This is a genomic window from Janthinobacterium sp. NKUCC08_JDC, from assembly GCF_019345575.1.
Classification (GTDB): domain Bacteria; phylum Pseudomonadota; class Gammaproteobacteria; order Burkholderiales; family Burkholderiaceae_D; genus Janthinobacterium; species Janthinobacterium aestuarii.
This window is the reverse complement of sequence record NZ_JAHKQW010000003.1, coordinates 1-26,753: the sequence shown is the minus strand read 5'-3', so window position 1 is coordinate 26,753 and position 26,753 is coordinate 1. Positions and strand designations below refer to the sequence as shown.

General features: G+C 59.5%; 32 protein-coding genes, 1 tRNA gene and 1 pseudogene. 20 read left to right on the top strand and 14 right to left on the bottom strand.

The features are described from left to right. Window positions 1–177: 177 nt before the first annotated feature. The 7 genes from KO538_RS09930 to KO538_RS09900 all read right to left on the bottom strand — a co-directional run bounded on the left by KO538_RS09930 (window position 178) and on the right by KO538_RS09900 (window position 5,162). Window positions 178–1,299, bottom strand: coding sequence for a HEPN domain-containing protein (locus KO538_RS09930; protein WP_219328197.1), 1,122 nt, complete (start codon window positions 1,297–1,299; stop codon window positions 178–180). Window positions 1,300–1,333: 34 nt separating this feature from the next. Continuing rightward, a complete protein-coding gene (locus KO538_RS09925; protein ID WP_219328196.1) occupies window positions 1,334–1,870 on the bottom strand; it encodes a hypothetical protein in 537 nt (178 codons plus the stop codon). Between the two features lie 139 nt (window positions 1,871–2,009). Continuing rightward, complete coding sequence (locus KO538_RS09920; RefSeq protein ID WP_219328195.1) at window positions 2,010–2,300, bottom strand: DUF4406 domain-containing protein; 291 nt, start codon at window positions 2,298–2,300, stop codon at window positions 2,010–2,012. After that, entirely contained in the window at window positions 2,297–2,539 is a 243-nt protein-coding gene (locus KO538_RS09915) for a hypothetical protein (protein WP_219328194.1), read from the bottom strand. The genes KO538_RS09920 and KO538_RS09915 overlap by 4 nt, the downstream gene beginning before the upstream one ends. After that, window positions 2,536–3,666: a site-specific integrase gene (locus tag KO538_RS09910; protein WP_219328193.1), complete on the bottom strand. Its 1,131-nt coding sequence runs from the start codon at window positions 3,664–3,666 to the stop codon at window positions 2,536–2,538. Before KO538_RS09910 ends, KO538_RS09915 begins: the two co-directional genes overlap by 4 nt. Window positions 3,667–3,675: 9 nt before the next feature. Continuing rightward, window positions 3,676–4,443, bottom strand: coding sequence for a replication protein P (locus KO538_RS09905; protein ID WP_219328192.1), 768 nt, complete (start codon window positions 4,441–4,443; stop codon window positions 3,676–3,678). Beyond that, window positions 4,440–5,162 carry a hypothetical protein gene (locus KO538_RS09900; RefSeq protein WP_219328191.1) on the bottom strand — a complete coding sequence of 241 codons (723 nt, stop codon included), beginning with the start codon at window positions 5,160–5,162 and terminating at the stop codon, window positions 4,440–4,442. Before KO538_RS09900 ends, KO538_RS09905 begins: the two co-directional genes overlap by 4 nt. Before the next feature lie 255 nt (window positions 5,163–5,417). On the opposite strand from KO538_RS09900, the gene KO538_RS09895 reads away from it, so the two are divergent. Further along, window positions 5,418–5,900, top strand: a complete 483-nt coding sequence (locus KO538_RS09895) for a hypothetical protein (RefSeq protein ID WP_219328190.1) — start codon at window positions 5,418–5,420, stop codon at window positions 5,898–5,900. Between the two features lie 195 nt (window positions 5,901–6,095). Here KO538_RS09895 and KO538_RS09890 read toward each other — a convergent pair whose 3' ends face one another. After that, window positions 6,096–6,716 carry a hypothetical protein gene (locus tag KO538_RS09890; protein ID WP_219328189.1) on the bottom strand — a complete coding sequence of 207 codons (621 nt, stop codon included), beginning with the start codon at window positions 6,714–6,716 and terminating at the stop codon, window positions 6,096–6,098. Between the two features lie 311 nt (window positions 6,717–7,027). On the opposite strand from KO538_RS09890, the gene KO538_RS09885 reads away from it, so the two are divergent. The 11 genes from KO538_RS09885 (at window position 7,028) to KO538_RS09835 (ending at window position 13,355) form a co-directional block, all read left to right on the top strand. Further along, window positions 7,028–7,732: an XRE family transcriptional regulator gene (locus KO538_RS09885; RefSeq protein ID WP_219328188.1), complete on the top strand. Its 705-nt coding sequence runs from the start codon at window positions 7,028–7,030 to the stop codon at window positions 7,730–7,732. A 14-nt stretch (window positions 7,733–7,746) separates the two neighbouring features. After that, entirely contained in the window at window positions 7,747–8,283 is a 537-nt protein-coding gene (locus KO538_RS09880) for a hypothetical protein (RefSeq protein WP_219328187.1), read from the top strand. Window positions 8,284–8,422: 139 nt separating this feature from the next. Next, window positions 8,423–8,689 carry a hypothetical protein gene (locus KO538_RS09875; RefSeq protein WP_219328186.1) on the top strand — a complete coding sequence of 89 codons (267 nt, stop codon included), beginning with the start codon at window positions 8,423–8,425 and terminating at the stop codon, window positions 8,687–8,689. Next, complete coding sequence (locus KO538_RS09870; protein WP_219328185.1) at window positions 8,686–8,982, top strand: hypothetical protein; 297 nt, start codon at window positions 8,686–8,688, stop codon at window positions 8,980–8,982. Before KO538_RS09875 ends, KO538_RS09870 begins: the two co-directional genes overlap by 4 nt. After that, window positions 8,979–9,716: a hypothetical protein gene (locus KO538_RS09865; RefSeq protein WP_219328184.1), complete on the top strand. Its 738-nt coding sequence runs from the start codon at window positions 8,979–8,981 to the stop codon at window positions 9,714–9,716. The genes KO538_RS09870 and KO538_RS09865 overlap by 4 nt, the downstream gene beginning before the upstream one ends. Further along, a complete protein-coding gene (locus KO538_RS09860; RefSeq protein WP_219328183.1) occupies window positions 9,713–10,348 on the top strand; it encodes a hypothetical protein in 636 nt (211 codons plus the stop codon). The genes KO538_RS09865 and KO538_RS09860 overlap by 4 nt, the downstream gene beginning before the upstream one ends. Continuing rightward, window positions 10,345–10,686 carry a hypothetical protein gene (locus tag KO538_RS09855; RefSeq protein WP_219328182.1) on the top strand — a complete coding sequence of 114 codons (342 nt, stop codon included), beginning with the start codon at window positions 10,345–10,347 and terminating at the stop codon, window positions 10,684–10,686. Before KO538_RS09860 ends, KO538_RS09855 begins: the two co-directional genes overlap by 4 nt. After that, window positions 10,683–12,692: a DNA cytosine methyltransferase gene (locus tag KO538_RS09850; RefSeq protein ID WP_219328181.1), complete on the top strand. Its 2,010-nt coding sequence runs from the start codon at window positions 10,683–10,685 to the stop codon at window positions 12,690–12,692. The genes KO538_RS09855 and KO538_RS09850 overlap by 4 nt, the downstream gene beginning before the upstream one ends. Beyond that, window positions 12,689–12,850 (top strand): hypothetical protein, encoded by a 162-nt coding sequence (locus tag KO538_RS09845; protein ID WP_219328180.1) that lies wholly within the window; start codon window positions 12,689–12,691, stop codon window positions 12,848–12,850. Before KO538_RS09850 ends, KO538_RS09845 begins: the two co-directional genes overlap by 4 nt. After that, the gene (locus tag KO538_RS09840) at window positions 12,847–13,140 is read left to right on the top strand and encodes a hypothetical protein (RefSeq protein WP_070345411.1); all 294 of its coding nucleotides are present in this window, start codon (window positions 12,847–12,849) and stop codon (window positions 13,138–13,140) included. Before KO538_RS09845 ends, KO538_RS09840 begins: the two co-directional genes overlap by 4 nt. After that, window positions 13,137–13,355 carry an AlpA family transcriptional regulator gene (locus KO538_RS09835; RefSeq protein ID WP_219328179.1) on the top strand — a complete coding sequence of 73 codons (219 nt, stop codon included), beginning with the start codon at window positions 13,137–13,139 and terminating at the stop codon, window positions 13,353–13,355. Before KO538_RS09840 ends, KO538_RS09835 begins: the two co-directional genes overlap by 4 nt. 64 nt (window positions 13,356–13,419) lie before the next feature. Here the strand turns inward: KO538_RS09835 and KO538_RS09830 are convergent. The 6 genes from KO538_RS09830 to cysS all read right to left on the bottom strand — a co-directional run bounded on the left by KO538_RS09830 (window position 13,420) and on the right by cysS (window position 19,751). After that, window positions 13,420–13,512, bottom strand: a tRNA-Ser gene (locus KO538_RS09830). A gap of 110 nt (window positions 13,513–13,622) precedes the next feature. Next, a complete protein-coding gene (locus KO538_RS09825; RefSeq protein WP_035817435.1) occupies window positions 13,623–14,870 on the bottom strand; it encodes an aspartate kinase in 1,248 nt (415 codons plus the stop codon). 196 nt (window positions 14,871–15,066) lie between these two features. After that, window positions 15,067–16,485, bottom strand: coding sequence for a tRNA lysidine(34) synthetase TilS (gene tilS, locus KO538_RS09820; RefSeq protein WP_219328178.1), 1,419 nt, complete (start codon window positions 16,483–16,485; stop codon window positions 15,067–15,069). Between the two features lie 129 nt (window positions 16,486–16,614). Continuing rightward, window positions 16,615–17,589, bottom strand: coding sequence for an acetyl-CoA carboxylase carboxyltransferase subunit alpha (locus tag KO538_RS09815; protein WP_034756951.1), 975 nt, complete (start codon window positions 17,587–17,589; stop codon window positions 16,615–16,617). Window positions 17,590–17,643: 54 nt separating this feature from the next. Further along, window positions 17,644–18,354 (bottom strand): DNA-3-methyladenine glycosylase, encoded by a 711-nt coding sequence (locus tag KO538_RS09810; protein WP_219328453.1) that lies wholly within the window; start codon window positions 18,352–18,354, stop codon window positions 17,644–17,646. Beyond that, entirely contained in the window at window positions 18,354–19,751 is a 1,398-nt protein-coding gene (gene cysS / locus KO538_RS09805; RefSeq protein WP_219328177.1) for a cysteine--tRNA ligase, read from the bottom strand. The genes KO538_RS09810 and cysS overlap by 1 nt, the downstream gene beginning before the upstream one ends. 278 nt (window positions 19,752–20,029) lie before the next feature. On the opposite strand from cysS, the gene KO538_RS09800 reads away from it, so the two are divergent. The 8 genes and pseudogenes from KO538_RS09800 to KO538_RS09765 form a co-directional block, all read left to right on the top strand. Further along, window positions 20,030–20,659 carry a peptidylprolyl isomerase gene (locus KO538_RS09800; RefSeq protein WP_219328176.1) on the top strand — a complete coding sequence of 210 codons (630 nt, stop codon included), beginning with the start codon at window positions 20,030–20,032 and terminating at the stop codon, window positions 20,657–20,659. 73 nt (window positions 20,660–20,732) lie between these two features. After that, complete coding sequence (locus tag KO538_RS09795; RefSeq protein ID WP_034756945.1) at window positions 20,733–21,224, top strand: peptidylprolyl isomerase; 492 nt, start codon at window positions 20,733–20,735, stop codon at window positions 21,222–21,224. 86 nt (window positions 21,225–21,310) lie between these two features. Beyond that, window positions 21,311–22,057 (top strand): UDP-2,3-diacylglucosamine diphosphatase, encoded by a 747-nt coding sequence (locus tag KO538_RS09790; RefSeq protein ID WP_083292839.1) that lies wholly within the window; start codon window positions 21,311–21,313, stop codon window positions 22,055–22,057. A gap of 69 nt (window positions 22,058–22,126) precedes the next feature. Then, entirely contained in the window at window positions 22,127–22,843 is a 717-nt protein-coding gene (locus KO538_RS09785; RefSeq protein ID WP_219328175.1) for a DUF72 domain-containing protein, read from the top strand. A 130-nt stretch (window positions 22,844–22,973) separates the two neighbouring features. Then, a complete protein-coding gene (locus KO538_RS09780) occupies window positions 22,974–23,354 on the top strand; it encodes a GntR family transcriptional regulator (protein ID WP_139091276.1) in 381 nt (126 codons plus the stop codon). Continuing rightward, on the top strand, window positions 23,351–24,223 hold the full coding sequence (locus KO538_RS09775) for an ABC transporter ATP-binding protein (protein WP_034756930.1): 873 nt from the start codon (window positions 23,351–23,353) through the stop codon (window positions 24,221–24,223). Before KO538_RS09780 ends, KO538_RS09775 begins: the two co-directional genes overlap by 4 nt. After that, entirely contained in the window at window positions 24,220–25,221 is a 1,002-nt protein-coding gene (locus KO538_RS09770; protein WP_219328174.1) for a hypothetical protein, read from the top strand. The genes KO538_RS09775 and KO538_RS09770 overlap by 4 nt, the downstream gene beginning before the upstream one ends. A gap of 759 nt (window positions 25,222–25,980) precedes the next feature. Next, window positions 25,981–26,753, top strand: a pseudogene (locus KO538_RS09765) (hypothetical protein); the annotation flags it as partial.

Sequence of the window (26,753 nt, the reverse complement as noted above, 5' to 3'; positions counted from 1 at the left end):
GAAGAGGCGGGCTTTCATTTTTTTGGTGGGGGCGGAGGGACTCGAACCCTCAGTGACTTTCGTCCACGGCTTTCAAGGCCGCTGTGTCTACCAGTTTCACCACACCCATTTACTTTGACGGAATCATCACGTGTATATGAATTGAGACTATACCGGACAGAATTGTCCAGTGCAAGCCTATTTGGTGATCTGGATAAGTTCGTGCTCAATCACATCCCTGAGTAGATCTCTCGCCACAGAGAGGGTCTTTGCTCCATCTTGATCTAACTTCGCCTGCTTACCATGCACAAGTTTGCCCCGCAGACTCAAGACTGCCCTATATTGCTCAGAAAAGATGCGACGCTGATCGCGCGATTTGCCCAATAAGAAACCCAAGCGGTCACAAAGGCGATTGGTCATATCCTTTATCTCCCCGTCATCCCCGAGAATAGCCTCTAGTCCAATACACACTTCCAGCAATGCTACCGTCTGATTTTCAACTAATCGTGAATCCATGTACCAATCAATAGCAGTCGCAATTGCAGCATTTTCCTCAAGCTGAAGTAGTTCTACCACTTTCCCTGCTTGGCTAAATGAAGTGGACAATATTGAAGCCACATTAGTGTTTTTGACACCCATCTTTCTCGCTTCCAAAGATACTGATAAACGAGATCCTCCGATAAGTCGCGACAAATCTGATTTAAGAAATTGCTTCTTTTCAAGCCCCAAATAATTATCAAAAACAATTACTTTAAGGTCATCAAAACTATGAGTTTCGTGGACAACTTTGCTCCACTCCAATACAAAGATAAGACTTTTTATAGCTGATAGCATTTTCACTACAGCAGGCTGATTGAAATCAGTGCCGCAGTACCCATAAACTTTTAATACCAGATCAGGAAATTTTCCGGTTTTAAAATCAAAATACATATCTTTGTTAACTTCGATCTTGGAATCTGGAAGACGATAAAAACGCGGAAATTCAATGCGCCATTCGTAACTACGGGGGAATCCTGAGAGATCCTCAACAATTGTTCTTACAATAGAATCTCTCGCCGTCGCCTCATCTATTTCACCTCCAGCATCAATTGTTTTATGGATTTCATCCTCTGCAACCACAACAGAAGCGTATACATGTTGGTGAACCGCGACCTCGCTCATGTAGTCTTTAAGCACCAATGCAATTGGTTTGATAGCTTCATCGTAAATTTCATCAAACTGACAAAACACGTCAAATGAGTACGTGATTGGAGACTGAAAATAGCTGGTAATTTTGTGTACTGATTTCCCTTTTAATTCAATTCTTTTTCCATCCGACATTTTTGACTCCGAGCGATTAATAATCCCGCTTAGACTATAGCATGCACATATCTTCGATACTGGTGGCGACTGCCCGCTGCGCTATCACATCGAATTCTTTAAGTGCCCTATGAATCCGCGCCTTTTGGTCGTAAGCAGTGGCCTTTGGAACGTTGAGTTGCCTAGCCGCTTCGGAGATCGATACGCCGCGCTCGAAGAAAGATCGGATGATGGCGCCGCGCATATTGCGCAGCGTGATGCCAGCGCAGTGACCAATGGCCCATTCGGTGAGTGTAGCTACTGCTTCACGGTAATCGTCAGTCAGCTTGTCGCGCCCTTGGCAACACGGGCACTCCTCGAAGCGCGGAGCGTAGCGGGCGACAATACACGCCGCTTGTAGCGCCGGAAGCCGAGCGATACGCGAGCGGATGATACCTGCTTGAGCGGCGCCGTCGATAGACACCAGCCCCTTCCCTGTCCCAGATCCGTTACCCTTCATCAGCTTAGACATAGGCGACAACGCATATTGCTGAGACGAATAATTGAATGCGAATATCAGCGCATCATGTGTGTTTTTGAATAATTCTTGCATTTCTATCCCTTTGCTTTTGCTTGCCTGCAGGTACTGAATTTGGTAATGACCGATGATTCACAATAATCATGAACATGAGGAAATATGCGGCGTTGCGGGGTGGTCTTCGCCACTTTCCCGCCAACGTTTTTGCCATTTCCTATGCTAGGTGCAGCGTCACCGCCAGGCTCAACTGCGTGGCGATGTGATGCTCCAGAGTCGCGCCGCGCGATACCTCCCAGCCAGGCAGCAGGTGGATGCGGTCACACGTCACCAGCTCGGCGATATCGCGGCGCATGCACGCTTCCCACGACGTCGTCTGATCTGGGTTCACCTCGGCCGGGTTGATCACGGTATGGCCCTGGGCGCGCAGCTCAGCGGTGGCTGCATGGAATGCGTGAAAGTTGAGGCCGGGCATGCCGGTCATCGGGCCTGCGATGTAGATTTTCATTCTGCAATTTCCAAAAAGGTGATTTCGTTCGGCTGGCGCGGTGTCGCGTCGCCCATCAGGTAAATAATTGTCGACACGCCGCCACCCAGCACCTGGGGAGACATGCTGTGCAGGAAGTGCTGCTTGCCGTCGAACAGCACGGGCTGGCAGGTGTAGAGCGCGCGCAGCAAGGCGCGGTCGCGCTTGTAGGCCGCTTCAGCTGGAGTTTCCGGCGCCGGTGCTGGGAAGCGGCGGCTCATTCGGCGTCGCCCAATTTGCCATCAGCTGATGACTGATGATAATCATGAAGATGTGTATCCATGCGGCTTTGCGGGGTGGCTCCCGCCACTTTCTCGCCACGCCCAAAACCGATTTTCTCGGCGATATCGTTCTGTGCCTGCGCTGCTGTCTCCCGGTTTTTCTCCAGGTAGGCCATGGTGGTCATCGGCGACTTGTGACGCATCACGGCCTGGATCGTCTGGATCGGCACGCCCTGCTCCGATAGCATGGTGGCGAACGTGCCGCGCAGCCTGTGCGGGGTGATCCCCTTGATCTTGCAGCTCAGGTTGGCAGACTTCATGGCCTTGCGCGCGAAGCCGGGCGGGTGCTGCTGGGCGCCGCCGCGCTTGCCGGCGATCAGGCCCTCCACCTGGCGGTGAGGCGCCAGCTGCTCGACCAGCCAGGCCGGAACAGGCACGGGCTCCGCCTCGCGGCCCTTGGTAATACCGGGCGTGTAGGTGGCGCGCTGCCAGTCCAGCCATTCCCAGCGCGCGCCTGCCGCCTCGGACTCGCGCAGGCCCAGGCCGAACATCAGGCGGATGGCCGTGGCCACCGATGGGTCTGCGCGCGTGACTTGGTCGACCGCGGCAAACCATTCGGCCACGGCGGCGATAGGAAGGATCGAGCGTGGGCGCTTTTGCACCTTCAGCATGCGCACCTGCCAAGGGATCGACCTGATCAACTCGCGCTTCACGGCCCAGTTCGCAATCAGCTTGAGCACGCGCAGCCAGTGGTTTGCGCTGGCCGGCTTGTGGTCGACTAGGTGCCGGTTGCGCGCCAGCTCGACGTGGCTGGTGGTGATCTGGTTCAGCGGCAGGTCGCCCAGGCCGTAGAAGTGCAGCCGGGCAGTGGTCTCGACGCTGCGCTGGTGCGCGGCGCTGCTGATCGGGCCGTTCACCTCCAGCCATTCCTGCGCCATGGCCGCCAGCGTGGGCACGACTTTTCCGCCGTTGGTCAGGATCAGCGCCTCGTCGAACGCCCGCTGCGCCACCAGGCTGGCCTTCGCCTTGCTGCTCTCGCGGGTGCTGCGCTGCACGCGCGCGCCTGCGATCTGGAAGCGGTAGTGGTAATTCTTGGCCTTGCCGGCGCGGAACAGGTGAAAAGTCATTCGTATCTTTCAAATAATGCCAAGGGCGGTCTTGGCGTTGGTGATCTGCATGGCCTGCAACGACTTGTCGCCCTTGGCCAAGCGCGCCATGATTTTTCGCGCCCACGTCTTGTGGTCGAAGTGCGTTGCTCGTGGCGACTTGGTCACGCCGCTGGCCTCCAGTTCGGCAAGCATGCGGGCCGCATCCTCGCGGGAAAGGCTGCCCTTGCCCGGCGCCGGCAGCGCTGGCGCAGGCGCCGGAATCTCGGCCCATTCGCCGCGGGCCAGCTGCGCGCTCAGCGTGGCCGCCCAGCGATCCTTGACCTGGCCGTACGACTGCATCATCAGGTCGCGCGCCAGCAGCGTCGCCGACCAGTAGACCGCCGGATGCGACCAGACGCCCCACTCGCCTTTGCGGCGCGCCTCGATACCGACGATGGCCTCGTGGTACGCCGGTACCGGGTCTGCGAACGGCTTGCACGCCTGGATGAATTCGGCGCAGCTCGGCGGCTTCTGGTAGCGCAGACGACAGGCCTTCAGGCCGACGGCGACGTCCTTGGGGCTGATCCCCTCTTCCTCGAAGGCCTCCACCCACGATTCGGCCCAGTTCCGCAGCGCTACCTCGCTGGCGAAATTGGACGACCACCAGTGCGGGTATGCGCCGTCCAGGCGGTTGTACAGATGCTCGATCATCGACACCTTGAGGGTCGGATGCACCTCGAACCAGCGCGAGTTTGGCGCCGTGCTGGACTGGCCCAGGAAGCAGCTTTGGCTGCCAGCAGTTGCAAGCGCGCTCATGTCGGGCTCCCAGGTTGCGGCCGGCCACGATTGACGAATGCGGTCGGGTCAAACTTCGCCGTGCGTCCGGCTGCTCCATGCGGCGCGCGCTCGTTGCGTACCCAGTTGCGCCAAGTGGCCGGCCAATCCGCCTTGCGGCCCTTGACGCCGGGCTGGGCGATCCAGTAATCACGGAAGCGCTGCTCGGTCTGCGCCGGCACCAGGTCGGGCCGCTCGGCTTTGCAAAATTCGATATCGTCAGCCGATGCAGACCAGTCCGCAGGCAACCGCGACGCGGTGGCTTCTGCTTTTGACGTTGCCTTTGCTCTTCTCTTCTCTTCTGTATCTGTATCTGTATCTGTATCTAGGGCGTTACTTTTCTGTTGCGGTAACGTTACATGGCCGTTTCGTGCGGCTTCTTCGGCTGCTTTCTTGGCCGCTCGGTGCTTCGCCACCCTCTGTGCGCTGGTGTCTGAGCTGAACTGGCGCTTTTCCCAGTTCAGCAGTTCCCACGCCTCGTTGATGAAACCTTTCGCGAGGAAAAGCGCCTTCGTTTCTTCAAGTTGCGCAGCGTCGATACGCAGGTGAAACGCAATCTCATCTGCCTGTAACGTTACAAGCGCGTTACTGCAACGCATGCACATCAACATGACGTAACGACGCTGCATTACCTCGGGCAGCATCTGCACCTTTGGGTCGTGCGCGAACTCGGCATACATGCGGAACCAGGGGTTGGACATTATTGCCACCCACCCCGTCCGGCATCGACGGCGCGTATTACATGCGCCTGATCGTTATTCAATGTCATGTCCAGCCTTCCATCCAGCCGTGAATGGGTCGGGGCGTGACCGGCGGGCTGGAATCGCCTGGTCGCAGCTGCGCAGCCGCTGCCCCGTTTGAAACTTGTTCCGGACTTATTGCCGGATATTTGGGTGGGATTGCCTACAAGTGCTAAATTGCCAATTCCACTCAACAATTTTTAAAAGGCAATCCCCGTGAGACTTGACCGTGCACTCCAACTTGAACTGCTATCAAAACTTGCCGATGCGTACCCAGACATGGTTAATGTGCAAGAATTGCAACGTCAAAATCCTGCTGTAAACTCCACCCTTCAATACCTAATGGAGCACGGTCTTATTTCAGGCAAATCAGCCGGCGCGATTGGCCGACCAAATGAGTTCTTTCTCGCAAAAGCTACGGCAGCCGGCATGGACTTTTTGGCGGACGATGGTGGACTGTCGGCAATTCTGGGCGTCGTGACAATCAAACTTCACGACGACACCATTCGCCAGTTGATCGAGGCCCGCATTCAGTCGGCTGAGTTGCCAGAGACGGCCAAATCGCACCTGCTGAAATCACTTCGAGAAGCTCCCGGCGAGACCATAAAACTCCTGACAGAGAAACTATTGGATGCGGGACTGGCGAACTTGCCGGCAGCACTTCCGTTAATTCAAAGAGTCCTTGGCGGGATCCTGTGATGGATGTTTCTTCGCCACAGCGCACCCATTTGATATAGCCAAGGGGCTGGGAGCAGCCATACGGGCCGAATGCCAGCCAAAATTCAGGCAGATCGCTTTCGGATCTGATAAACATTTCCGTAGAGTCGGGGAATGCCCGTCCGGCAATCGAGACCAGTCCGGAAGGCTTAATATCGCCATCGAAAAACGTCTTCATCACACCTTCTCCCTCGCCCCGCGCCCCGGATGCAACACGCGCTGCAGTACGTCCTTGGTGCGGGACATGGCCCGTCGCGCGCCGGTGAGGATGCGCACGATGCGCGCCTTCTTCTCGGCTGCCCGTGCGGCCTTGCGCAGCGCGATTTCGTAATTGGCTTGTGTGGGTGCGGCCACAACGGCCGCAAGCGACGCCATAGCGTCAGCGTCGGCGCTGGCCAAGTCGCAGATATCGCCCAGGCCCAAGCCGCCCTCGTCTTGCGACTCGATGGCACGCACGCACAGGCCGAAGCGGCGCAGCATGTCGTTCAGGCAGTGCACGCGCGCGTCATCTGGCATGCCGGCGAGGATGGAAAAAACGAAGTTCGCCGGCAGGAAATTGGTGTCCTTGGTTTCGTCGTCGAGCCAACGCAGCACGCGGTCGCTGTTGTTTTTCATGCGCTGGAACTCGTCCGTGTGCGCATCGAAGCGAATACCGGTGATGGCCGGGCCGCTGACGTGAGCATGCGCCGCGACGATCATGTCGACGGCGCTTGCGCTCGACAGCCCAGCGGCGCGGCGCCAGTCGGCGACGTGCTCGCGCAGGATGCCGATCAGGGTTTTGTGCGACTCGTTACGCATGCTTTATTTTTCCTTCGTGGGTATAGTCAAAAGCACGTCACCGCAAACCTCGTGATGAAGGGCCTGGATCGAGCGGAGCGTCTTGCCTTTGCAATCAGCCTGGCCGTTCAAAATTCGATTCACAGTGGGCTGAGAAATGCCCAGTTTTTGAGCGATAACAGGTTCACTCAAGCGTGTTCGTGTTTTGATTTCGCTAAGAAGGGTCGAGATATTTTTATCCATACGCGCAATATATACGCGAATGGATAGATGCGCAATACCCGAATGAATAGGCACTTGTGCCTAAACTATACATAGACGTATATTGGATTATGGATATAGCAAGCCGATTAGACGAAGCGATGAAGGCAGCGGGTTACGACTCGCAAAGTGCGCTCGCGCGCGCGTCAGGTGTTCCTCAACCGACAATAAATCGAATTCTCAAAGGGGTGGGTAAGCGCGGTCCTGAAACTCAGACGCTTTCCAAGCTCGCGCAAGCCTGCAACGTCGCGTTCGAGTGGCTTCTCGACGGCACTGGAAACATGAGTCGCACCGCCAGTGTGCAAGAAGCTCCAACGGTCTACCATGAGGTAGTTACGGCCGGCCCAAATGACCCAGATTTTTACGAAATACCCAAGGTGAAACTTAGCCTATCAGCTGGCCTTACTGGCTTCCAGACCGTCCCAGAAATCTATGACGGAAGCAAGCTGAGCGTGCCGCGCAACTGGGCGGACCGCAACGGATACATCCCGAGCAAACTACTTGCCTTGACCGTCAAAGGGGAAAGCATGGAACCAGGGCTCGGCGAAGGCGATCTAGTTGTCATAAATACGGCAGACACGAAACTCGTAGATGGCATGGTGTATGCGATCAACTACGAAGGCGAAGCAGTTATTAAAAGATTAGTGCGCGATTCGGGCGAATGGTGGCTTACATCAGACAACACCGATCAAAGACGGTTCCATCGAAAATCCTGCCGCAGTGGTGAGTGCATCATTGTCGGCCGCGTTATTCGTAAGGAAAGTGACCGCATATAATCATCGGAGAAAAAATGGCAGGAGTAAAATGCGCCAACTGTAAAGCGCACATCACGGTCCGAGGTCTTAGCAAATGCCCAATTTGCCAAGGGCCAGTAGAGCCTGTTGCCGACAGCCGCCTCGGCCATTTGCACGCAGGAAAAGCATCTAAAAGCAAGACTACCTCGCCCGCCGCGCCGACAACAACTCTGTCGATCGGACAGTGGATCGGGCTAATTTGCATATGCGGAATTGTCGGTTCAGTTGCCGTCATTATCTGGAGCATTGCCAATCCTTCACCAGACAAGCTTCGCAAACGAGCTCTCGCAGAGGCGCTTGTTAAATGCCAATATGCAATAAAGAGTACAGCCGCACATGGCGGGGCAGAACTGCCGCCGTATGCGAAAAATTATGGGACGGCAGCAGATGAATTCTATTTTGCCTGGCCGCGCGGGGCATTCGAATTTCAAAATGGCTTCGGTGGCAAAGAGCAGATGTCTGCTAGTTGTATAGGTGTTTTATCGACGGGAACGATCACTCAACTCACGGTCAACGGCAAAGATATCATCTAGCATCACCCGAATCAAAAACAAAAAAGCCATTCACGAATGGCTTTTTTTTCACACAAACTATCCATTCGCGTATTGACATGTCTATTCATTCGCGTATAGTTCAATCCATCGACGCACCACCTCAACCGATGGAGAGAAAATGTCACACACCACCAGCACTGCCGACTTGCACAAAATGCACGTTGCCATCCCCTTCGTGACCAGCGCCGCGCCAGCTTCGGCAATCGATGTCATCGCCGACAACCTGCTCGACGCCGAACTGTGGCCCGAGGACAGCGAGCTCGTCGCCGAGATCCGCGCCATGTTCATGCACAACTGGGGCATGGATCAGGCCCAGGCCGACGCTCGCATGTCCCGCTTCAACTTCAAGACCGCCCTCGCAGCGCTGGAAGGCGGTGCAGCATGAAATTCAAGATCAACATCTACCTGCTGATCGCTGTGGCCATCATCGGCGCCATCACCGGCAGCCTGGCCATGACCTTGGGCGAAATCGAGCCAGCGGCCAGCGCGGCCATCATCCTGGTGTCCGTGCTGATTCTGGGCTGGGGCGCCGGCAGCGTGTCTTCGCAGGCCGAGATCGACCGCCTCACCAGCATCGAGACGGCCCGCCGCATCCAGGCCAACTGCGCCATCATCACGCGCACTCACCTTGAGCGCGATCTCCAGCAGTTACTGGATGTGAAAGGCGGTGCCCTGTGAGCGCGTCGACCAAGACTCCTGACCAGCTGCCGGTGGGCACGCCGGCGACCAGCTCGCCGGGCGCCGAGCACGACAGCCTGGTGCTGACCGCTAAGTTCCTTCCGATCGTGGCCCATTTTGTGGCGCAAGGCGACATTCGTTATTACCTTAACGGTATCAATGTTCGTCCGTTGGCAGGCGGCGGCGTGACCATCTGCGCCACCAACGGCCACATATTGGGCGTGTACCGCGACCTGGCCGGCGTGTGCTCGCAAGAGGTCACGCTGTCCTTCGGTAGCAAAGTTATGGCGGCGTGCACCGAACAGATCGATGCTGAGCGGGTGGTGGTGCTGCGCCACGGGCGCCTCACCGTACTCGACCAGTGCGGCAATGAGGTGTGCATCCAGGCGGGCAACCCTGTAATCGATTCGCAAACTGCCTTTCCCCGCTTTGAAAAGGTCGTACCGGCCGCTGAAGACCTGCGCCCAGGCCTCGTGTCGTGCATCAGCGGCAGGCTATTGAAGAAACTGGCACGCGCCGCCAACAGCGCTCGCAAGGCACTGACCTCAAATTCCAGCCGCGTCGGCCTCGACGGGCTGCACTTCTTCAACGTCAACGGCGATGTCAACAAATGCACGGTCGCCCACATTGACGTCGCGCCTGACTTCCTTGCAATCGTCATGCCGCTGCGGCCAGTGCGGGATATCACGCAGCCGCTGCCATCCTGGCTGCAAGCCGAGCGAGGCGCAGCATGAAGCGCCTACCTGAAGAGCAATTCCTGCGCGACGTCGCCGAGCATGCGATGACCGTGATCCGTGAAGACGGCGTGAGTCGACATATCCGGTTCGCCAAGCCGGGCACGAGCTGCATGCACTTCGACCTGATCACCTGGCCGGGCTACCTCTGCTACACCGGCGACATGGGCACCTACGTGTTTCAGCGACTGACCGACATGTTTGAGTTCTTCCGCGCAGATCGGGAGTACAAAAAACGCAACGGCGCCAAGTTGGCGGTCAACCTTTCGTACTGGGGCGAAAAGCTTCAGGCGACAGATCGCGATGGCTACCGGAAATACTCGGCCGAGAAATTCAGGGCGAATGTCATGGACTGGGTTGAGCAACGGGGGCTGACTGGAAAGCTTGGGCATGGTCTGCGCGATGAGCTCCAATCCGAAGTACTGGATCAATCCGACGATGGCCCCGACGCGGCCTACCGCGCGGCGCGGGATTTTGTTTGGAACGGCAAGCAGGTGTTCCCCGATTTTTACGAGGTGGATAGCGAGGATTATTCGCACCGCTTCCTCTGGTGTTGCTACGCGCTGGCTTGGGGCATCGAGCAGTACGACGCATCGAAATTGCAGACCGCTCCTGAAGGAGTAGCAGCATGAAGCGCTTGCCGCTGCGAAAATTAGACAGCCGCTCCTACGCCCTGCTGCAGGCGCTGATCGCTGGCCCCGGCACCTTCTACCACATCGCCGAGCGCGCCGGCTTCGATATCGAGGAAGCTGGCATCGAGCACCGCCTGCGTATTATCTTCGCGCGCGGCATCCAAGGCCACGTGCGCGTGTCCGGCATCCTCTACGAGCTCAAGGACGCGTCACGCGAGGCCATGCTGGGCATTAAGCCAGTGCAGCAGGGCCAAGTAGCTGCGCCGCACTTCCGCGGCGTGGCGGGCGCCATGCCGGTGTTGGTGGTTCGTCGCAATCCAGCAGAGGTGCGCCCATGAAGCGCGACCTCTTCACCATGGCGCTCGACCTGGGCAACGAGCTGATCATCGATAACTTCGCCGGCGGCGGCGGGACCAGCACTGGGCTGGAGCAGGCATTCGGCCGCCCGGTCGATATCGCCATCAACCATGACCCCGAAGCGCTGGCCATGCACGCGGCGAACCACCCGCACACCACGCACCTGTGCGAGAGCGTATGGGACGTCGACCCGATAAAGGTCACGAACAATCGCCCCGTCGGCCTGGTCTGGCTGTCGCCGGACTGCAAGCATTTCAGCAAGGCCAAGGGCGGTAAGCCCGTCGAAAAGCGCATCCGTGGCTTGGCCTGGGTGACGCTGCGCTGGGCGGCCAAGTGCAAGCCGCGCGTCATCATGCTGGAAAACGTCGAGGAATTCAAAACGTGGGGCCCGCTGCTGGTCGAGGCCGACGGCAGCGCCAAGCCGGATCCGGCCAAGAAGGGCAAGACCTTCGACAGCTTCATCCGCCAGCTGCGCGCGCACGGCTACACCGTCGACTACCGCGAAATGCGCGGTTGCGACCACGACACGCCCACCATCCGCAAGCGCTTCTTTCTGGTAGCGCGCCGCGACGGCATCGCCATCAAGTGGCCTGAGCCGACCCATGGCGCGCCCGACAGCATCGGCGTGCGCGCCGGCAAGCTGCTGCCGTACCGCACGGCGGCCGAGTGCATCGATTTCAGCCTGCCGTGCCCGTCGATCTTCGAGCGCGACAAACCGCTGGCGCCTGCCACACTGCGCCGCATCGCCAAGGGCATCATGCGCTACGTGGTCGATGCGGCTGATCCGTTCATCGTCGGCCAGGGTGGCCCGATCTATGGCGGCAAGCCGGTGTCGGCCAATCAGCCATTCGGCACGCTGACGACTGAAAACCACCGTGCCGTGGTGCTGCCGACCATCGTCCCGGTAACACACCAGGGCGGCGACCGTACCGAATCCATCGGCGAACCGTTCCGTACCATCACTGGCGCGCATCGCGGCGAGAAGGCGCTGGGCGTGGCCACGCTAGTACAGGTGGGCTACGGCGAGCGTCAGGGCCAGGCGCCGCGCGCGCTGGATATTGAGAAGCCGCTGGGCACGGTGGTGGGCGCGGCCGCGAAGCATGCGCTGATCGAGGCCGAGCTTGCGCCATTCGTCATGACCAATACCACCGGCCACCCTGGCGCGGGCGCTGATATGCCCGTTCCGACTATCACTGCCGCGGGCAATCAGGCGGTAGCTACAGCCTTCCTGGCCAAGCATTACACGGGCGTCGTGGGCTCGGACCTGACCGATCCTATCGGTACGGTCACCGCATGCGACCACCACAGCCTGGTGACGGCATTCTTGACCGAGCATGCCAACGCGAGCAATCAGCGCGTGATGCCGGCCGACGAGCCGCTGCGTACCATCTGCGCCCAGGTCAAGGGCGGCCATTTCAGCATGGTGTCGGCACACATCACGAAGTTCCGCACGGGCGCTACCGGCAGCCCCCTCGATGAACCATTACACACGGTGACGGCTGGCGGCCAGCAGGCCCGGCCCGGCACCGGTAATGCCATGGGTATCGTCACGAGCAATTTGGTCAAGCTGCGCGGCACCAGCACGGCGGCCAGCACCGACGAGCCGCTGGGCACGGTCAGCGCCGGCGGCCAGCACCACGCCGAGGTGCGCTCGTTCCTGCTGGCCTATTACGGCACCGATCAGTCGCAAGGGCTGGAAGACCCGCTGGCGACCGTCACCAGCCGAGATCGTTTCGGCCTGGTGACGATCCATGGCCAGGATTACCAGATCGTGGATATCGGCCTGCGCATGCTGCAGCCGCGCGAACTGTTCCGGGCCCAGGGCTTCCCCGACGATTACATCATCGGCGACGACCCGGCGCAGGGACTGAAACTGACGAAGAGCGCTCAGGTGCGCATGTGCGGCAATTCGGTTTGCCCGCCCATGGCCAAGGCCTTGATCCTCGCCAACTTCGTGCATGAGCGCGAGATTGCGAGGGTCGCATGATGTACGACCTCGCCCGCGTCGAACGCCAGCATCAAGCAAATAACAAGGGACCAGTGTATTCCTTGATCCGCAAGCGCTGCGCCTGCGGCAAGGCCACTACGGCGCGCCAGCTGCGCCAGTACGGCCGCTGCATCACCTGCGTCCGGAGCGCACCATGACGAAATGCATCACCAGCGATAAATGGCGCGGCGAGCGTGACGAGCCGGTCAACCCGTCTACCGTGCGCTACAAGGCGCAGGAAGCGACCGCGCCCAGCTGCGAAGGCTGCCTGTTCGAGCGGTCCGTGGGCGTTTGCTCGACGGCCGCCGCGCTGGCCGTCGCCAACGACCAGCCGGATTGCGACGACCGCTCGCCGGCCGGCATGACCTACATCTACGTGCTGGACAAAAGCGACCCGCGCCAGCTCGACCTGATCAAACCCCTGAAACAACTGGAAAGCACATCATGAACACCACGACCGAAGTACGAAAATTCCTGCGCCTGCCCTCGGTGATCGACATCGTCGGCATCCAGCGAACGGCCATCTACGACCGTATCAAGAAGGGCACCTTCCCTGCACCAATCAGCCTGGGCCCACGCGCGGTGGTGTGGGATTCGACCGCGATCGCCGACTGGCAAGACAAAATTATCGCTGAAGCGCAGGGGCCAGCGGCAAAATCGTAATGGGGGTAGAGATGTGGGTAGGGGAAAAAGAAAAAGCCCCTTCACAGGGGCTTTTTCAGAAAACTGGCGGAGACGGTGGGATTCGAACCCACGATACAGGTATAAGCCGTATGCATCCTTAGCAGGGATGTGCCTTCGGCCACTCGGCCACGTCTCCTAGCTGATTACTCAACTATGTCTCTGTAGCTAACTGCGCTGCAGCGACGAACGTCATAATATCGATTGCCCCCCCTTTGGTCAAGGGCGTGGGGCAATATTTTTGGATATTTAAGCTTTTTCCAGCTCGAACGCTTTATGCAGCGCGCGCACGGCCAGTTCCATGTACTTTTCGTCGATCAGCACGGAGATCTTGATCTCGGAAGTGGAGATCATCATGATGTTGATGCCCTCTTCCGACAGGGTACGGAACATTTGCGATGCGACGCCAACGTGGCTGCGCATGCCCACGCCGACGACGGACAGTTTCGACACTTTCGCGTCGCCCGTAATGCTGGCCGCGCCCAGCGATTCGCGGTTCGCTTCCAGCACGGCCAGCGCGCGCGTATATTCGCCGCGCGAGACGGTGAAGGTGAAGTCCGTTTTACCGTCGACCGACTGATTCTGTATGATCATGTCGACTTCGATGTTCGCGTCCGCCACCGGTCCCAGGATGTGGTAGGCCACGCCTGGACGGTCGGGCACGCCGAGCACGGTGATTTTGGCTTCATCGCGGTTAAAGGCGATGCCGGAGATGACTGCTTGTTCCATGTTTGTATCTTCCTCAAACGAAATCAGGGTGCCTGAATTGGCTTCTATTTCCAGCGGCAACATCGGGTCGGTCAGCGACGACAGCACGCGCGTGGGCACGCGGTAGTTGCCGGCGAATTCCACCGAACGCGTTTGCAGCACTTTGGAGCCCAGCGAAGCCAGTTCCAGCATTTCTTCAAAGGTGATGGTCTTCAGGCGGCGCGCCTCGGAGACCACGCGCGGGTCGGTCGTGTAGACGCCGTCGACGTCCGTGAAGATCAGACATTCGGCCGCCTTCATGGCGGCGGCGATCGCCACGGCCGAGGTGTCCGAACCGCCGCGGCCCAGAGTCGCGATGTTGTCGTGTTCGTCGACGCCCTGGAAACCGGTAATGATGACAATCTTGCCCGCATCGAGGTCGCGTTTGACTTTTTCGTCATCGATCGACTGGATGCGTGCCTTGGTAAAGGCGGAATCGGTCTTGATCGCGACTTGCCAGCCAGCATAGGATACGGCTTGTTTGCCGATCGCCAGCAGTGCCATCGACAATAGGCCGACGGACACTTGTTCGCCTGTCGAGGCGATCATGTCAAGTTCACGGGGATCGGGTTGATCCATGATTTCCTTGGCCAGTCCAATCAGGCGGTTGGTTTCGCCCGACATGGCGGATGGCACCACCACGATTTGATGCCCAGCGTCGTGCCACTTGGCAACGCGCTTGGCGACATTCTTGATACGGTCAGTCGAGCCCATCGACGTACCGCCATATTTGTGGACGATTAAAGCCATAAGAGTGAAGTTTCCGCTCAAGAAGAATAAAAAAGGAGGGCTTTACTCTACATGCCGCAATGCAAAATAACAAGCTAAAAAGCGCATTAGCTCATACCGATTGCGCATATGGAAATAACCAATCCATGCAGTCCAGCTGGCTTGGGCGGCCGCTTGGCGGCCACCCCGGGAGTGGCCGTGGCGGCTGCCCCTGCGCTCAGCAGGAGACCCAGCGCAAGGTGACGCGGGGACGATCCAGCAGACTCAGGCAATGGCAATCGAGGCCAATACCGGCCGCGAACAGCAATTGTTGCGCCGCACAGACAAGCGGCAGGCGTTCGCGCTCCCAGGCGGGCACGTCAAACGCCTGGTAATGGTATTTCAAGCTCTTCGTGGGACGGTTCAAGGCCAGTTTCAAGCGCTCGCCACCCTGGCGGAAATCGATGGTCAAGGTTTGAGACTGCAGCCAGGCAATATCGATACCCTGGCCGCCCTCTTCCACCGCATCGAAATGCAGCACGCCGCCATACGCGGGAAAGGCCAGGCTGGCCTCGCCTTTCCACACAAATTCCTGGCTGGCTTTTTCCAGGCCGGGAATGCCCGCATCGCTCTTGTCGCGCATGCCGGCCAGGTCATCGAGCTTCGGCGTCAGGTACAACCGGTCGCGGTGGCGCCGCACGTGGCATTCGGGATGCGTGACCAGCAATTGCGCATCGGGCCGCGCTTCCAGCATTTGCGCCAGCATTTCCGCCAGCCACGCCGTCGACGGCATGCGCAAGCCGCGCGTGCCGAACCAGTGGCGCAGCAGGTTGTAGCAGCGGTCCGCGCTCAGCTCGCGCAATTTCGCCAGTTCGATGCAATCGCCATCGAGGCACGCCGCCAAATCCTGCGTCGCCAGTTCCGTCAGCAGGCGCTGCGCCGATTGCGCATGCTGGGCGCTGCGGGCGAAACGTTCCTGGAAACCGGGAAAGGCCTGCGCCAGCACGGGCATCACCTGGTGCCGCAGGGCATTGCGGGCAAAGCGGGGATCGTCGTTCGATTCGTCATGGATGTGCGCGATCGCATGTTTTTCCACGTAGCTTTCCAGCTGTTTGCGCGACACGGGCAGCAAGGGGCGCGCCATCACGAGGTCCGGATTGCCCAGCAGCTCGGGCGCGCTGTTGGCGCCATCCATGCCGGACAAGCCCGCCGTGCCTGAGCCGCGCAGCAATTGCAGCAGCACGGTTTCCGCCTGATCATCCTGGTGATGGGCAGTGAGCAGCAGGCGCACGCCGTGCGCGGCGCACAGCTCGCCCAGGGCCGCGTAACGGCGCTTGCGGGCCGCCTCTTCCGTGCCCGTCTTCGCATTTTTCTCCAGGGTGACCTTGCGCGCCTCGAAAGCGATGCCCATGCCGGCGCACAATTGTTCGCAGTGGGCCAGCCACGCGTCCGCGTTCGGGCTCAGGCCGTGGTGCACGTGAAACGCGTAAAGAAACACGCCGTGCTCTTGCGCCCAGGCATGCGCCAGGTGCAGCAGAGCCGAGGAATCGAGGCCGCCGCTGAGGGCAATGCCGACCGTCTCGCCGGCTTGGGGTCCGCAGGCGTCCAGCGCATGGGCAAAGATATCGGCGACGGTGGCGGTTTGTTGCTTTTTCAATCAGGACTCCGGGAATGCAAAGAGGGACAGGCTGCTAAACGGATGGGTTCGTTTAGCTGGCTGTCCCTGGTGTTTGAATGCTATGTTGGCTTACATTTGGGGTCAGACCCGACGGGTCTGACCCCAGCCTTACTCGCTCGGCGTCGTTTCCTTGAACTTGCCGTAGCTCAGCAGTTTTTCATGGCGCGCGGCCAGCAGGTCCTTGGTTTTCATGCCGTGGAACTGGCGCAGGGTGTCGGCCAGTGCGCGCTTGAGCAAGGTGGCCATCTGCTTCGGATCGCGGTGGGCGCCGCCCAGCGGTTCGTTGATGATCTTGTCGATCAGGCCCATGGCTTTCAGGCGGTGGGCGGTCAGGCCCAGCGCTTCGGCCGCGTCGGAGGCGCGCTCGGCGCTCTTCCACAGGATCGAGGCGCAGCCTTCCGGCGAGATCACGGCATAGGTCGAGTATTGCAGCATCAGCACGGCGTCGCCCACGGCAATGGCCAGCGCGCCGCCGGAACCGCCTTCACCGATGATGGTGGCGATCAGCGGCACTTTCAGTTCGGCCATCACGTACAGATTGTGGCCGATGGCTTCCGACTGGCCGCGCTCTTCCGCATCGATGCCGGGGAAGGCGCCTGGCGTGTCGACGAAGGTGAAGATCGGCAAGTTGAACTTTTCAGCCACTTTCATCAGGCGCATGGCCTTGCGGTAGCCTTCCGGTTTCGGCATGCCGAAATTGCGCATGGCGCGCTCTTTCGTGTCGCGGCCCTTCTGGTGGCCGATGACCATGCAAGGCTGGCCGTTGAAACGGGCCAGGCCGCCCACGACGGACAGATCGTCCGCGTAGCTGCGGTCGCCATGCAATTCGTGGAAATCGGTAAAGATCTCATTCACGTAATCCATGGTGTAGGGGCGCTGCGGGTGGCGCGCGATCTGCGCCACTTGCCAAGGGGTCAGCTTGGCGTAGATATCTTTGGTCAGCTGCTGGCTCTTCTTGGCCAGGCGGTCGATCTCTTCCGAGATATCGACGGCCGAATCGTCTTGCACGAAGCGCAACTCTTCGATCTTGGAATCGAGTTCCGCGATCGGCTGTTCAAAATTGAGGAAAGTCGTTTTAGTCATTGTACCTCCAGGTTTTACCGGCCACGGCGCCAGGGCGCGCGGCGTCATCTATGTTTATTTTACCGTACCGGCTGGTGCGCCGGGGGCTGCATCGGGTGCGGCAGGGGCGGCTGCAGGGTCGAGACTGCGCCACAAATACCACGTCGCCACGGTGCGCCACGGTTCCCAATTGGCGGAAACTTCGCGCGCATCGCTGCGGGAAACTGGTTCACCGGAGAAATAATTGACGCTGATGCCCTGGATCAAACCGGGGTCGTCGAGCGGCAAGACATTCGGCCGGAGCAGATTAAATATCAGAAACATCTCGGCTGTCCAGCGGCCGATGCCGCGGATTTGCACCAGTTCGGCGATGACGGCTTCGTCATCCATCTGATCCCACTGGCTCGCGTGCACGCGTTTGGCCTTGAAATGGTCGGCCAGGTCGAGGATGTATTCGGTCTTGCGTTTGGACAAGCCGCAAGCGGACAGCTGCTCGGCGCCTGCCTTCAATACTTGCGACGGCGTGCATTTCGGGCAAGCGAGCAGCAGCTTTTTCCAGGCAGCATCGGCCGCCTTGGGCGTGATCTGCTGCCCCACCAGCGAACGGGCCAGGGTCGTAAACGGGTCGCTGTGGCCAACCAGGTGCAGGTCGCCAAATTGCGGGATGAGCTTTTTCATGATGCGGTCGCGCTTCATCAGCTCGATCTTCGCCTCTTCCCAGTAATGTGGCACCTGGATCACCTGCGCAACTACTGGCGCTTCCCCGTTTTCCCTGGACGTTGGCATCATGCGCGGCGCCAGTTGGTCGAGCCGTCAGGCTTGTCTTCAAGAATGATGCCCGCCGCCAGCAAGTCGGCGCGGATCTTGTCGGACTGCGCAAAGTCGCGCGCCTTTTTCGCCGCGCTGCGCGCCGCGATGGCCGCTTCGATGCCGGCCGCTTCGTCCTGGCCGCCAGCGGCGGCGCCGACAGTTGCTTGCAGGAATTGCTGCGGCGTGCGTTCCAGCAAGCCGAACACGCCCGCCAGGCCCTTCAATTGACGCGCCAGAACCGGCGACTTGCTCTTGTTGACTTCTGTTGCCAGGTCGAACAGGGCGGCCACGGCCAGCGGCGTGTTGAAATCGTCATCCATCGCTTCGCGCACGCGCACGGCATGCGCTTCGTTCCAGTCGATGGCGCCCTCTTCCACCACCACGTCGGCCAGCGCCGTGTACAAGCGGGTCAGGGACAGGCGCGCATCATCGAGGTGCACGTCCGAGTAATTGAGGGGGCTGCGGTAGTGCGCGCGCAGGATGAAGAAGCGGATGACTTCGGCATCGAACTTTTGCAGCACTTCGCGGATGGTGAAGAAATTGCCGAGCGACTTGGACATCTTTTCATTGTCCAGGCGCACGAAGCCGTTATGTATCCAGTAATTGACACTGGTATGGCCGAACGCGCCTTCGGATTGGGCGATCTCGTTTTCGTGGTGCGGGAATTGCAAGTCCGCGCCACCGCCATGGATGTCGAACTGTTCACCAAGCAAGGCGCATGACATGGCCGAGCATTCGATATGCCAGCCCGGGCGGCCCTTGCCCCACTTCGAATCCCATTTGACTTCTTCCGGTTCGGACTCTTTCGACGACTTCCACAGCACGAAGTCGAGCGGATCGCGCTTGCCCGTGTTCACGTCGACACGTTCGCCCGCGCGCAGGTCGTCGAGCGACTTGCCCGACAGCTTGCCGTAATGGGGGAAATTGCGCACGGCATAATTCACATCGCCGTCCGCGCCCTGGTAAGCGAGGTCCTTCGCTTCCAGCTGCTCGATCAGGCGCAGCATCTGCGGCACGTATTCAGTGGCGCGCGGCGTGTGGTCGGGCGTCAGGATGCCCAGCGCGGCCGTGTCTTCATCCATGTAGCGGGTGAAACGCGTCGTCAGCTGGGAAATCGTCTCGCCGTTTTCCACGGCGCGGCGGATGATCTTGTCGTCGATGTCCGTAATGTTGCGCACATAGGTGACGTCGAAACCGGAGGCTTTCAGCCAGCGGTAGATGACGTCGAACGCCATCATCATGCGCGCATGGCCGATATGGCAATAATCGTAGATGGTCATGCCGCACACGTACATGCGTACCTTGCCCGCTTCCATCGGAACGAATACCTGCTTCTCGCGCGCCAGGGTGTTGTAAATCTTTAGATTGCTCATCGTACTTTGCAAGTGGAGCGGCCGCCAGCCTGGCATAACGACAGACAGGCGCGGACACCGGGGGTGCCGCGCCACAGAACTGCCGTGTGCGCCGAGACGGGACGACCCGCTGTATTGTTGTTCTTGTTTGTTAGAATTAGGGCGTTAGCGGTCAAGTATAACATTGATAAAAACCATACTGGCCCGATATGAATCAGGTTTTTACGATGTTCAACCGAATTTTCATTTCTTTACAATTAAAGCAAGTTTAGAGAAAAATAACGATCAAGGACGCCTTCATGCAAGAAATCAAATCGAAACGCCTGTCTTTCCTGGCCCGTTTTTGCACCCTGTTTGCCGGCCTGACCCTGGGCAGCGCCGTCGTGGCAGCCGCTCCGGCGACCGCCCTCGACCCCACGCCCCATGTGGCCCTGAAAACCAGCATGGGCGAGATCGTGCTGGAACTGAACCAGGAAAAAGCGCCGCAAAGCGTGGCCAATTTCTTGCAGTATGTCAAAAGCGGTTACTACAAGGGCACGGTGTTTCACCGCGTCATCGACGGCTTCATGATACAGGGCGGCGGCTTCGACAAGAACATGAAGCAGAAAGCCACCAAGGCGCCGATCAAGAATGAAGCGCAGAACGGCTTGCAAAACGTCACTTACAGCATCGCCATGGCACGCACGGGCGACCCGCATTCGGCCACCGCGCAATTCTTTATCAACGTCAACGACAATGGCGCGCTCGACTACCCTGGCCGCGACGGTTTCGGCTACACGGTATTCGGCAAAGTCGTCAGCGGCATGGACGTGGTCGACAAGATCAAGGCCGTGCCCGTTGCCGACAAGGGCCCGCACCAGAACGTGCCGGTCACCCCCGTGGTGATCGAATCGGCGACTTTACTCAAATCCGCGCCAGCAAAACTGTAAAATAGCGTTTTTGCGGCGCCGGCCTGCCTGGTGCCGCTGAATCAATTATTCATCCAATTTATTAAGGATCATCATGACCTCCGTCATCATCACCACCAATCTGGGCAAGATCACCGCTGAACTGGACGCCGAAAAAGCGCCGAAAACGGTTGCCAACTTCCTGGCCTACATGAAAGCCGGTCACTACGACAACACGATTTTCCACCGCGTCATCGACGGTTTCATGATCCAGGGCGGCGGTTTCGAGCCAGGCATGAAACAAAAGCCAGCCGACACCACCGTGGAAAACGAAGCCAAGAACGGCCTGAAAAACGATACCTACACGCTGGCCATGGCCCGCACGTCGGATCCGCATTCGGCATCGGCCCAGTTCTTCATCAACATCAAGAACAACAGCTTCCTCGACTATCCAGGCCAAGACGGCTGGGGCTACGCCGTGTTCGGTAAAGTCACCGAAGGCAAGGAAGTCGTCGACGCCATCCGCGCCGTGAAAACCTCGCGCGCCGGCATGTTCGCCGACGTGCCAGTGACGGACGTGATCATCGAGAAGGTAGAAGCCGCTTAATCAGGCTTCAGCATCATGAATAACAGGCATTGCAACGTTTTCGCCTCTCCATGCACATCACTTTTTGGGAGCGTTGAACGATGACAATGCCTGCCGCACTCTTTATTTCCGACCTGCATCTGCAGAGCTCGCACCCGCGCACCAGCGCGGCGTTTCTTTCTTTCCTGGAACACCATGCGCAATATGCGCAAGCGCTGTATCTATTAGGCGACCTGTTTGAATACTGGGCCGGCGACGATGACCTGGAAGACCCGTTCAATGCGCGCATGACGGCCGCCATCCGCGCCGTCAGCGATGCTGGCGTGCACGTCTACTGGATCGCCGGCAACCGCGACTTTCTCGTCGGCTCCGGCTTTGCCGCTGCCGCCGGCGCCACCCTGCTCAGCGAACCGCACGTGGCCACGATAGCCGGCCAGCGCATCGTCCTGCTGCACGGCGACGCCGAATGCACGAAAGACGTGCAATACATGGAGTTTCGCGCCATGGTGCGCCAGCCCGCCTGGCAAAAACAGTTCCTGTCCATGCCGCTGGCGCAGCGCAAGGCCATCATCGACGGTTTGCGCAAGAGCAGCCGCGAGCACAATGGCGAAAAATCCATGGACATCATGGATGTCACGCCCGATGCTGTCGCGCAAGTGTTTGCCGAACATGCGAGCACCGTCATGATCCACGGCCATACGCACCGCCCTGCACTGCACCAGGTCGGCCATACCCTGCGCTATGTCTTGCCCGACTGGGAATGCGATGTCACGCCGCCGCGCGGCGGCTGGATCGCCATCGATGCGCGCGGCAACATCACGCGCCACGACCTGAACGGCAACATCATCGACTAGCTCTGCGCCGACGGCGGCACGGGCGTTTGTCCGATAGCCGCGCCCGCCTGGCCTTGCTGTAATGGCGCCATGCATACTGTTTACATCGGCACGGCCGGCTGGAGCATTTCCAGCGCCGCCGCCAGCCACTTTCCCCTCGATGGCAGCCACCTGCAGCGCTATGCCCAAGTGCTCAACTGCGTGGAAATCAACAGCTCGTTCTACCGCCCGCACCAGCCCGCCACCTACGCGCGCTGGGCAGACAGCGTGCCCGACCACTTCCGCTTCAGCGTGAAATTGCCGCGCAGCATCACGCACGAACGGCGCTTGCGCGATGGTGAGGCCGAACTCGATCGCTTTGCATCGGAAGTGGGGGAATTGGGAAACAAGCTGGGCTGCGTACTGGTGCAGCTGCCGCCCAGCCTGCGATTCGAAGCGGACGTGGCCTTTGACTTCCTGACTGCGCTACGGCAACGCTTCGACGGCATGCTCGCGTGCGAGGCGCGCCACCCCAGCTGGTTCGAGCAAGGCGCGACCGAGCTCTTGACGATGCAGCGCATCACGCGCGTGCGCGCCGATCCGCCCGCCGGCCAGCCAGGCCCGCACGTACCGACGACCAACGTGGCCTACGTGCGCCTGCACGGCAGCCCGAAAATATATTATTCCGACTACCCGGCCGATTACCTGGCCGCGCTGGCCGCTGAATTGCACGCATCGGCGCAGACGGACAATTGGTGCATCTTCGACAATACGGCGGCCGGGGCCGCCCTGTTCAATGCGCTGGACTTGCAGGCGCGGCTGACCTGAAAATACGTGTTAATTTTTTGGGGTTTAGTGTTATAGTTAACTACAACACCAACTCAATACATCACGGAGCTTCGATGCCTACCGCATTTTTCACGCGCCGCGCCGCACCACCCTTATGGGAGCGCATTCCATGAGCGCGGAATGGAACGACAATAGCCCCATCTACCGCCAGCTCAAGGCCAGGGTGGTGGGCATGATGCTCGATGGCGTGCTGCAGTCCGGCGACGCCCTGCCTTCGGTGCGCCAAGTGGCGGCCGACTATCAATTGAATCCCATCACGGTGTCGCGCGCCTACCAGGAACTGGTCGACGATGCCCTGGTGGAAAAACGCAGAGGACTCGGTATGTATGTCTTGGAAGGCGCCCGCGACAAATTGCTGGCCAGTGAACGCGAGCGCTTCATGCGCGAAGAATGGCCGGCGATGCTTGAACGCATCACGCAACTGGGCCTGAACCTCGAGCAACTGCTGCAAGCGAGCCGCGACAGCGGCGCACACGGAGAGAGCGCATGAATGCATTGAACAAGGATAGCGTCATCAGCGCGCGCGGCTTGCGCAAGCAATATGGCAAGCAGGTGGCCATCGATGGCATCAGCTTCGATATCGCGCCGGGACGCATCGTCGGCTTGATCGGGCCGAACGGTTCCGGCAAGACCACCACCCTGAAAGCCATCCTGGGCCTGACGGGCTTCGAAGGCGACTTGTCGGTGCTGGGGCGCGATCCCCGTGTGCAGCGCGATGCGCTGATGGACGACGTGTGCTTCATCGCCGACGTGGCCATCCTGCCGGGCTGGCTGCGCGTGGCCGACGCCATCGATTTCGTTGCTGGCGTGCATCCACGTTTCGACCGCAGCAAGGCCGAGCGCTACCTGGCCCACACCAAGCTGTCGCCGAAGATGAAGGTCAAGGCCATGTCGAAAGGCATGGTGGTGCAGCTGCACCTGGCGCTGGTGATGGCCATCGACGCCAAACTGCTGGTGCTCGACGAGCCGACCCTGGGCCTGGACATTCTGTACCGCAAGCAGTTCTACCAGAACTTGCTGGAAGACTATTTCGATGAAAACAAGACCATCGTCATCACCACACACCAGATCGAGGAAGTGGAACACATCCTCAGCGACCTGATGTTCATTCGCGACGGCAAGATCGTGCTGGCCTCGAGCATGGAAGAAGTGGGCGAGCGCTATATCGAGGTGATGGTGGGCCCGCAACACGTCAATCCGGCGCGCGCCCTGCAGCCGATCAGCGAACGCAGCGTATTCGGCAAGTCGGTGATGCTGTTCGACGGCGTCGCCCGCACCCAGCTGGCCGCCCTGGGCGAAGTACGCACGCCCAGCCTGGCTGACCTGTTTGTCGCGACCATGAAAGGATCGTACCAATGAGTATTTCCCCTGCCAACAAGCTGCAATGGCTGATCCGGCGTGAACTGTGGGAACACAAGGGCATGCTGGTATGGACACCCGCCCTGATCGGCATCGTCATGACTGTGCTGGGCGCCTTGATGACGATAGGCACCATCGCCAAGACCAAGATGCGCACGGCGCTCATCGTCAATGGCGAGGAAGTGTCCTGGAGCACCGTCTTCAATACCCGCACTTTCGGCCCGCGCCGCACGGAAATCATCGACGCCGTCGCCAACAACTACACGTACGCGGCCGCGCCGCTGTTCCTGGCGCTGGGTTTCCTCGTGTTCTTCTATTGCCTGAGCGCCCTGCATGACGACCGCAGCGACCGCAGCGTGCTGTTCTGGAAATCGCTGCCCATCTCGGATGCGCAGACGGTGCTGTCGAAAGCGGCCATCGCCCTGCTGGTCGCGCCGCTCATCGTGGCCGCCGCCGCCAGCCTGACTTCGCTGGCCCTGATCCTGATACTCAGCGGCGTGCTGGCAGCCAACGGCATCCACGTGTTTGCCGAACTGCTCGCCACCCCCGGCCTGTACCTGGGACCGCTGCGCGTGTTCGGCTTGCTGCCCGTGTATTGCCTGTGGGCCTTGCCGACGGTCGGCTGGCTGCTGATGGTCTCGAGCTGGGCCAAATCGAAAGTCTTCCTGTGGGCCGTCGGCGTGCCGCTGCTGCTGCTCATCCTGACAGTGTGGGCCGGCAAGCTGACGCAGACGGAAAGCAATGTCAGCTGGATACAGATGAATGTCATCGGACGCGCCCTGCTGGGCACCCTCCCCGGTAGCTGGTATCTGTTCGAGCCGCAACTCCTGTCGCAAATGCATGCCCTGGCAGAAGGGGGATCGCACATGACGCGCATCGATGTGTTCAGCAACTCCTGGTCCAGCCTGGCCTTGCCAGCCGTCTGGCTGGGTGCGGCGGCAGGCGCGGCGCTGATTTACGCCGCCATCCGCCTGCGCCGCTGGCGCGAAGAAGGCTGACAGCGCCATATCACCTCCCCCCACAAAACGCCCCGCCCGCCGGGGCGTTTTTCATTTCTACTCCATTCAGCCCCAAAAAATAATAACTACCTTAGCGATAGTTATTATGAAAACTCCCCATCGCCACATCAAGACTATTCATTCGATAGCATTAATCCGATATAAAAATTACAAATAATTATTTCTATCGTATTTTATTACCAATCACATTTGATAATCGACAGTTAAAAAACAACAACTAGCAATTCGATAGCAAGGCGGTTTTTTGGATAAAAAGCGCAGAAATACGCGGGCACGACAGCAGACTCAGCCGAAAACACCTGTTTCGTGACAATTCGTGAGTATTTACCCGCATGACGCCAGAGAAAATAAGACCGTGGGGAGTGATCAAAATGAAATTGGAAGTTTCAAAATTGAAACTATCCTCATAGTGGCAGCCAGCACATACGTCGTGCACACGCTGCATCCTGCCGTTACGTCTCGCCGGACCAGCCAGTTGCGGTCGCCACAAAATACAGGAAAGCGGCAACGCATAAAACGAATATGAAAATAACATTTTAAATATCGCCGCAATCGCGTTCTTTTGCCCCAACGTTTTTTTCCCAATTATGTTTTACTTGCCACTATCAACATCGGAAACACCAGAGTTCAACCACGGCCCAAGCCTCGCCGGAGCAAGCAAGGAATCGAAGCAGATTATTGATTTTTTATTATTTTAGAAAATTGTACGAATACTTAACCTTTTCCGGAGACTTTCAAATGGCCACCACCCAAAACCCAGCACAAGTTCCCGTCAATGCCGAAGGCGCTGGCGCCAAGATCGCGACGCCCGCAAAAAAAGCCGTCGACCCAAAAAACGGCGACCGCAAGCAGTATGACGAAGATGAACTGATCAAAGGGGACGATGCCAGCGCGACCATGCCGCCTGAAAATGTCGTGGAAGTCACGGGAAGCGCCGCCAACGGCAATGCCGGCGCCGTGGGCGCGGCGGCCGCTGTGGCGGCAGCCGCCCTGGCAGCCGGTGGCAGTGGCGCGGCCGCAGGCCAGGCCGGCAATGGCAGTGCCGACCTCGGCACGCCGCAAAGCGATAACAATGGTGGCGCCGCGGGAACAGGCGCAGGCGCTGCCGGCATCCCCAGCGGCAGTGTCGTGGATGTGGCCGGGGCATCGGCTGGCGCCGGTAGCGGCGCGGGCGCTGGCGCTGCGGGCGGCCTGGGCGGACTTGGCGTGCTGGGCGCGCTCGGCGGCCTTGGCCTGGTCGCCGCCGCAGCCGGCGGTGGCGGAGGCGGTGGCGCCGCGGCTGGCGGTTCCGGCACCGGAGGCGGCACCGGTGGCGGCACGGGGACAGGCGGCACCGGTGGTACCGGAGGCGGGACGGGGACGGGCGGTACCGGCGGCACAGGTGGCACGGGCGGCTCGACCGGCGGTGGCACGGGCAATCAATCCACCACCACCGTCGTGAGCAACGCAGCCGTGCTGGCCGCCGCTGCCGCCGCGGCGGCCGCCGCCAAAGCCCAGGCCGATGACGCCCC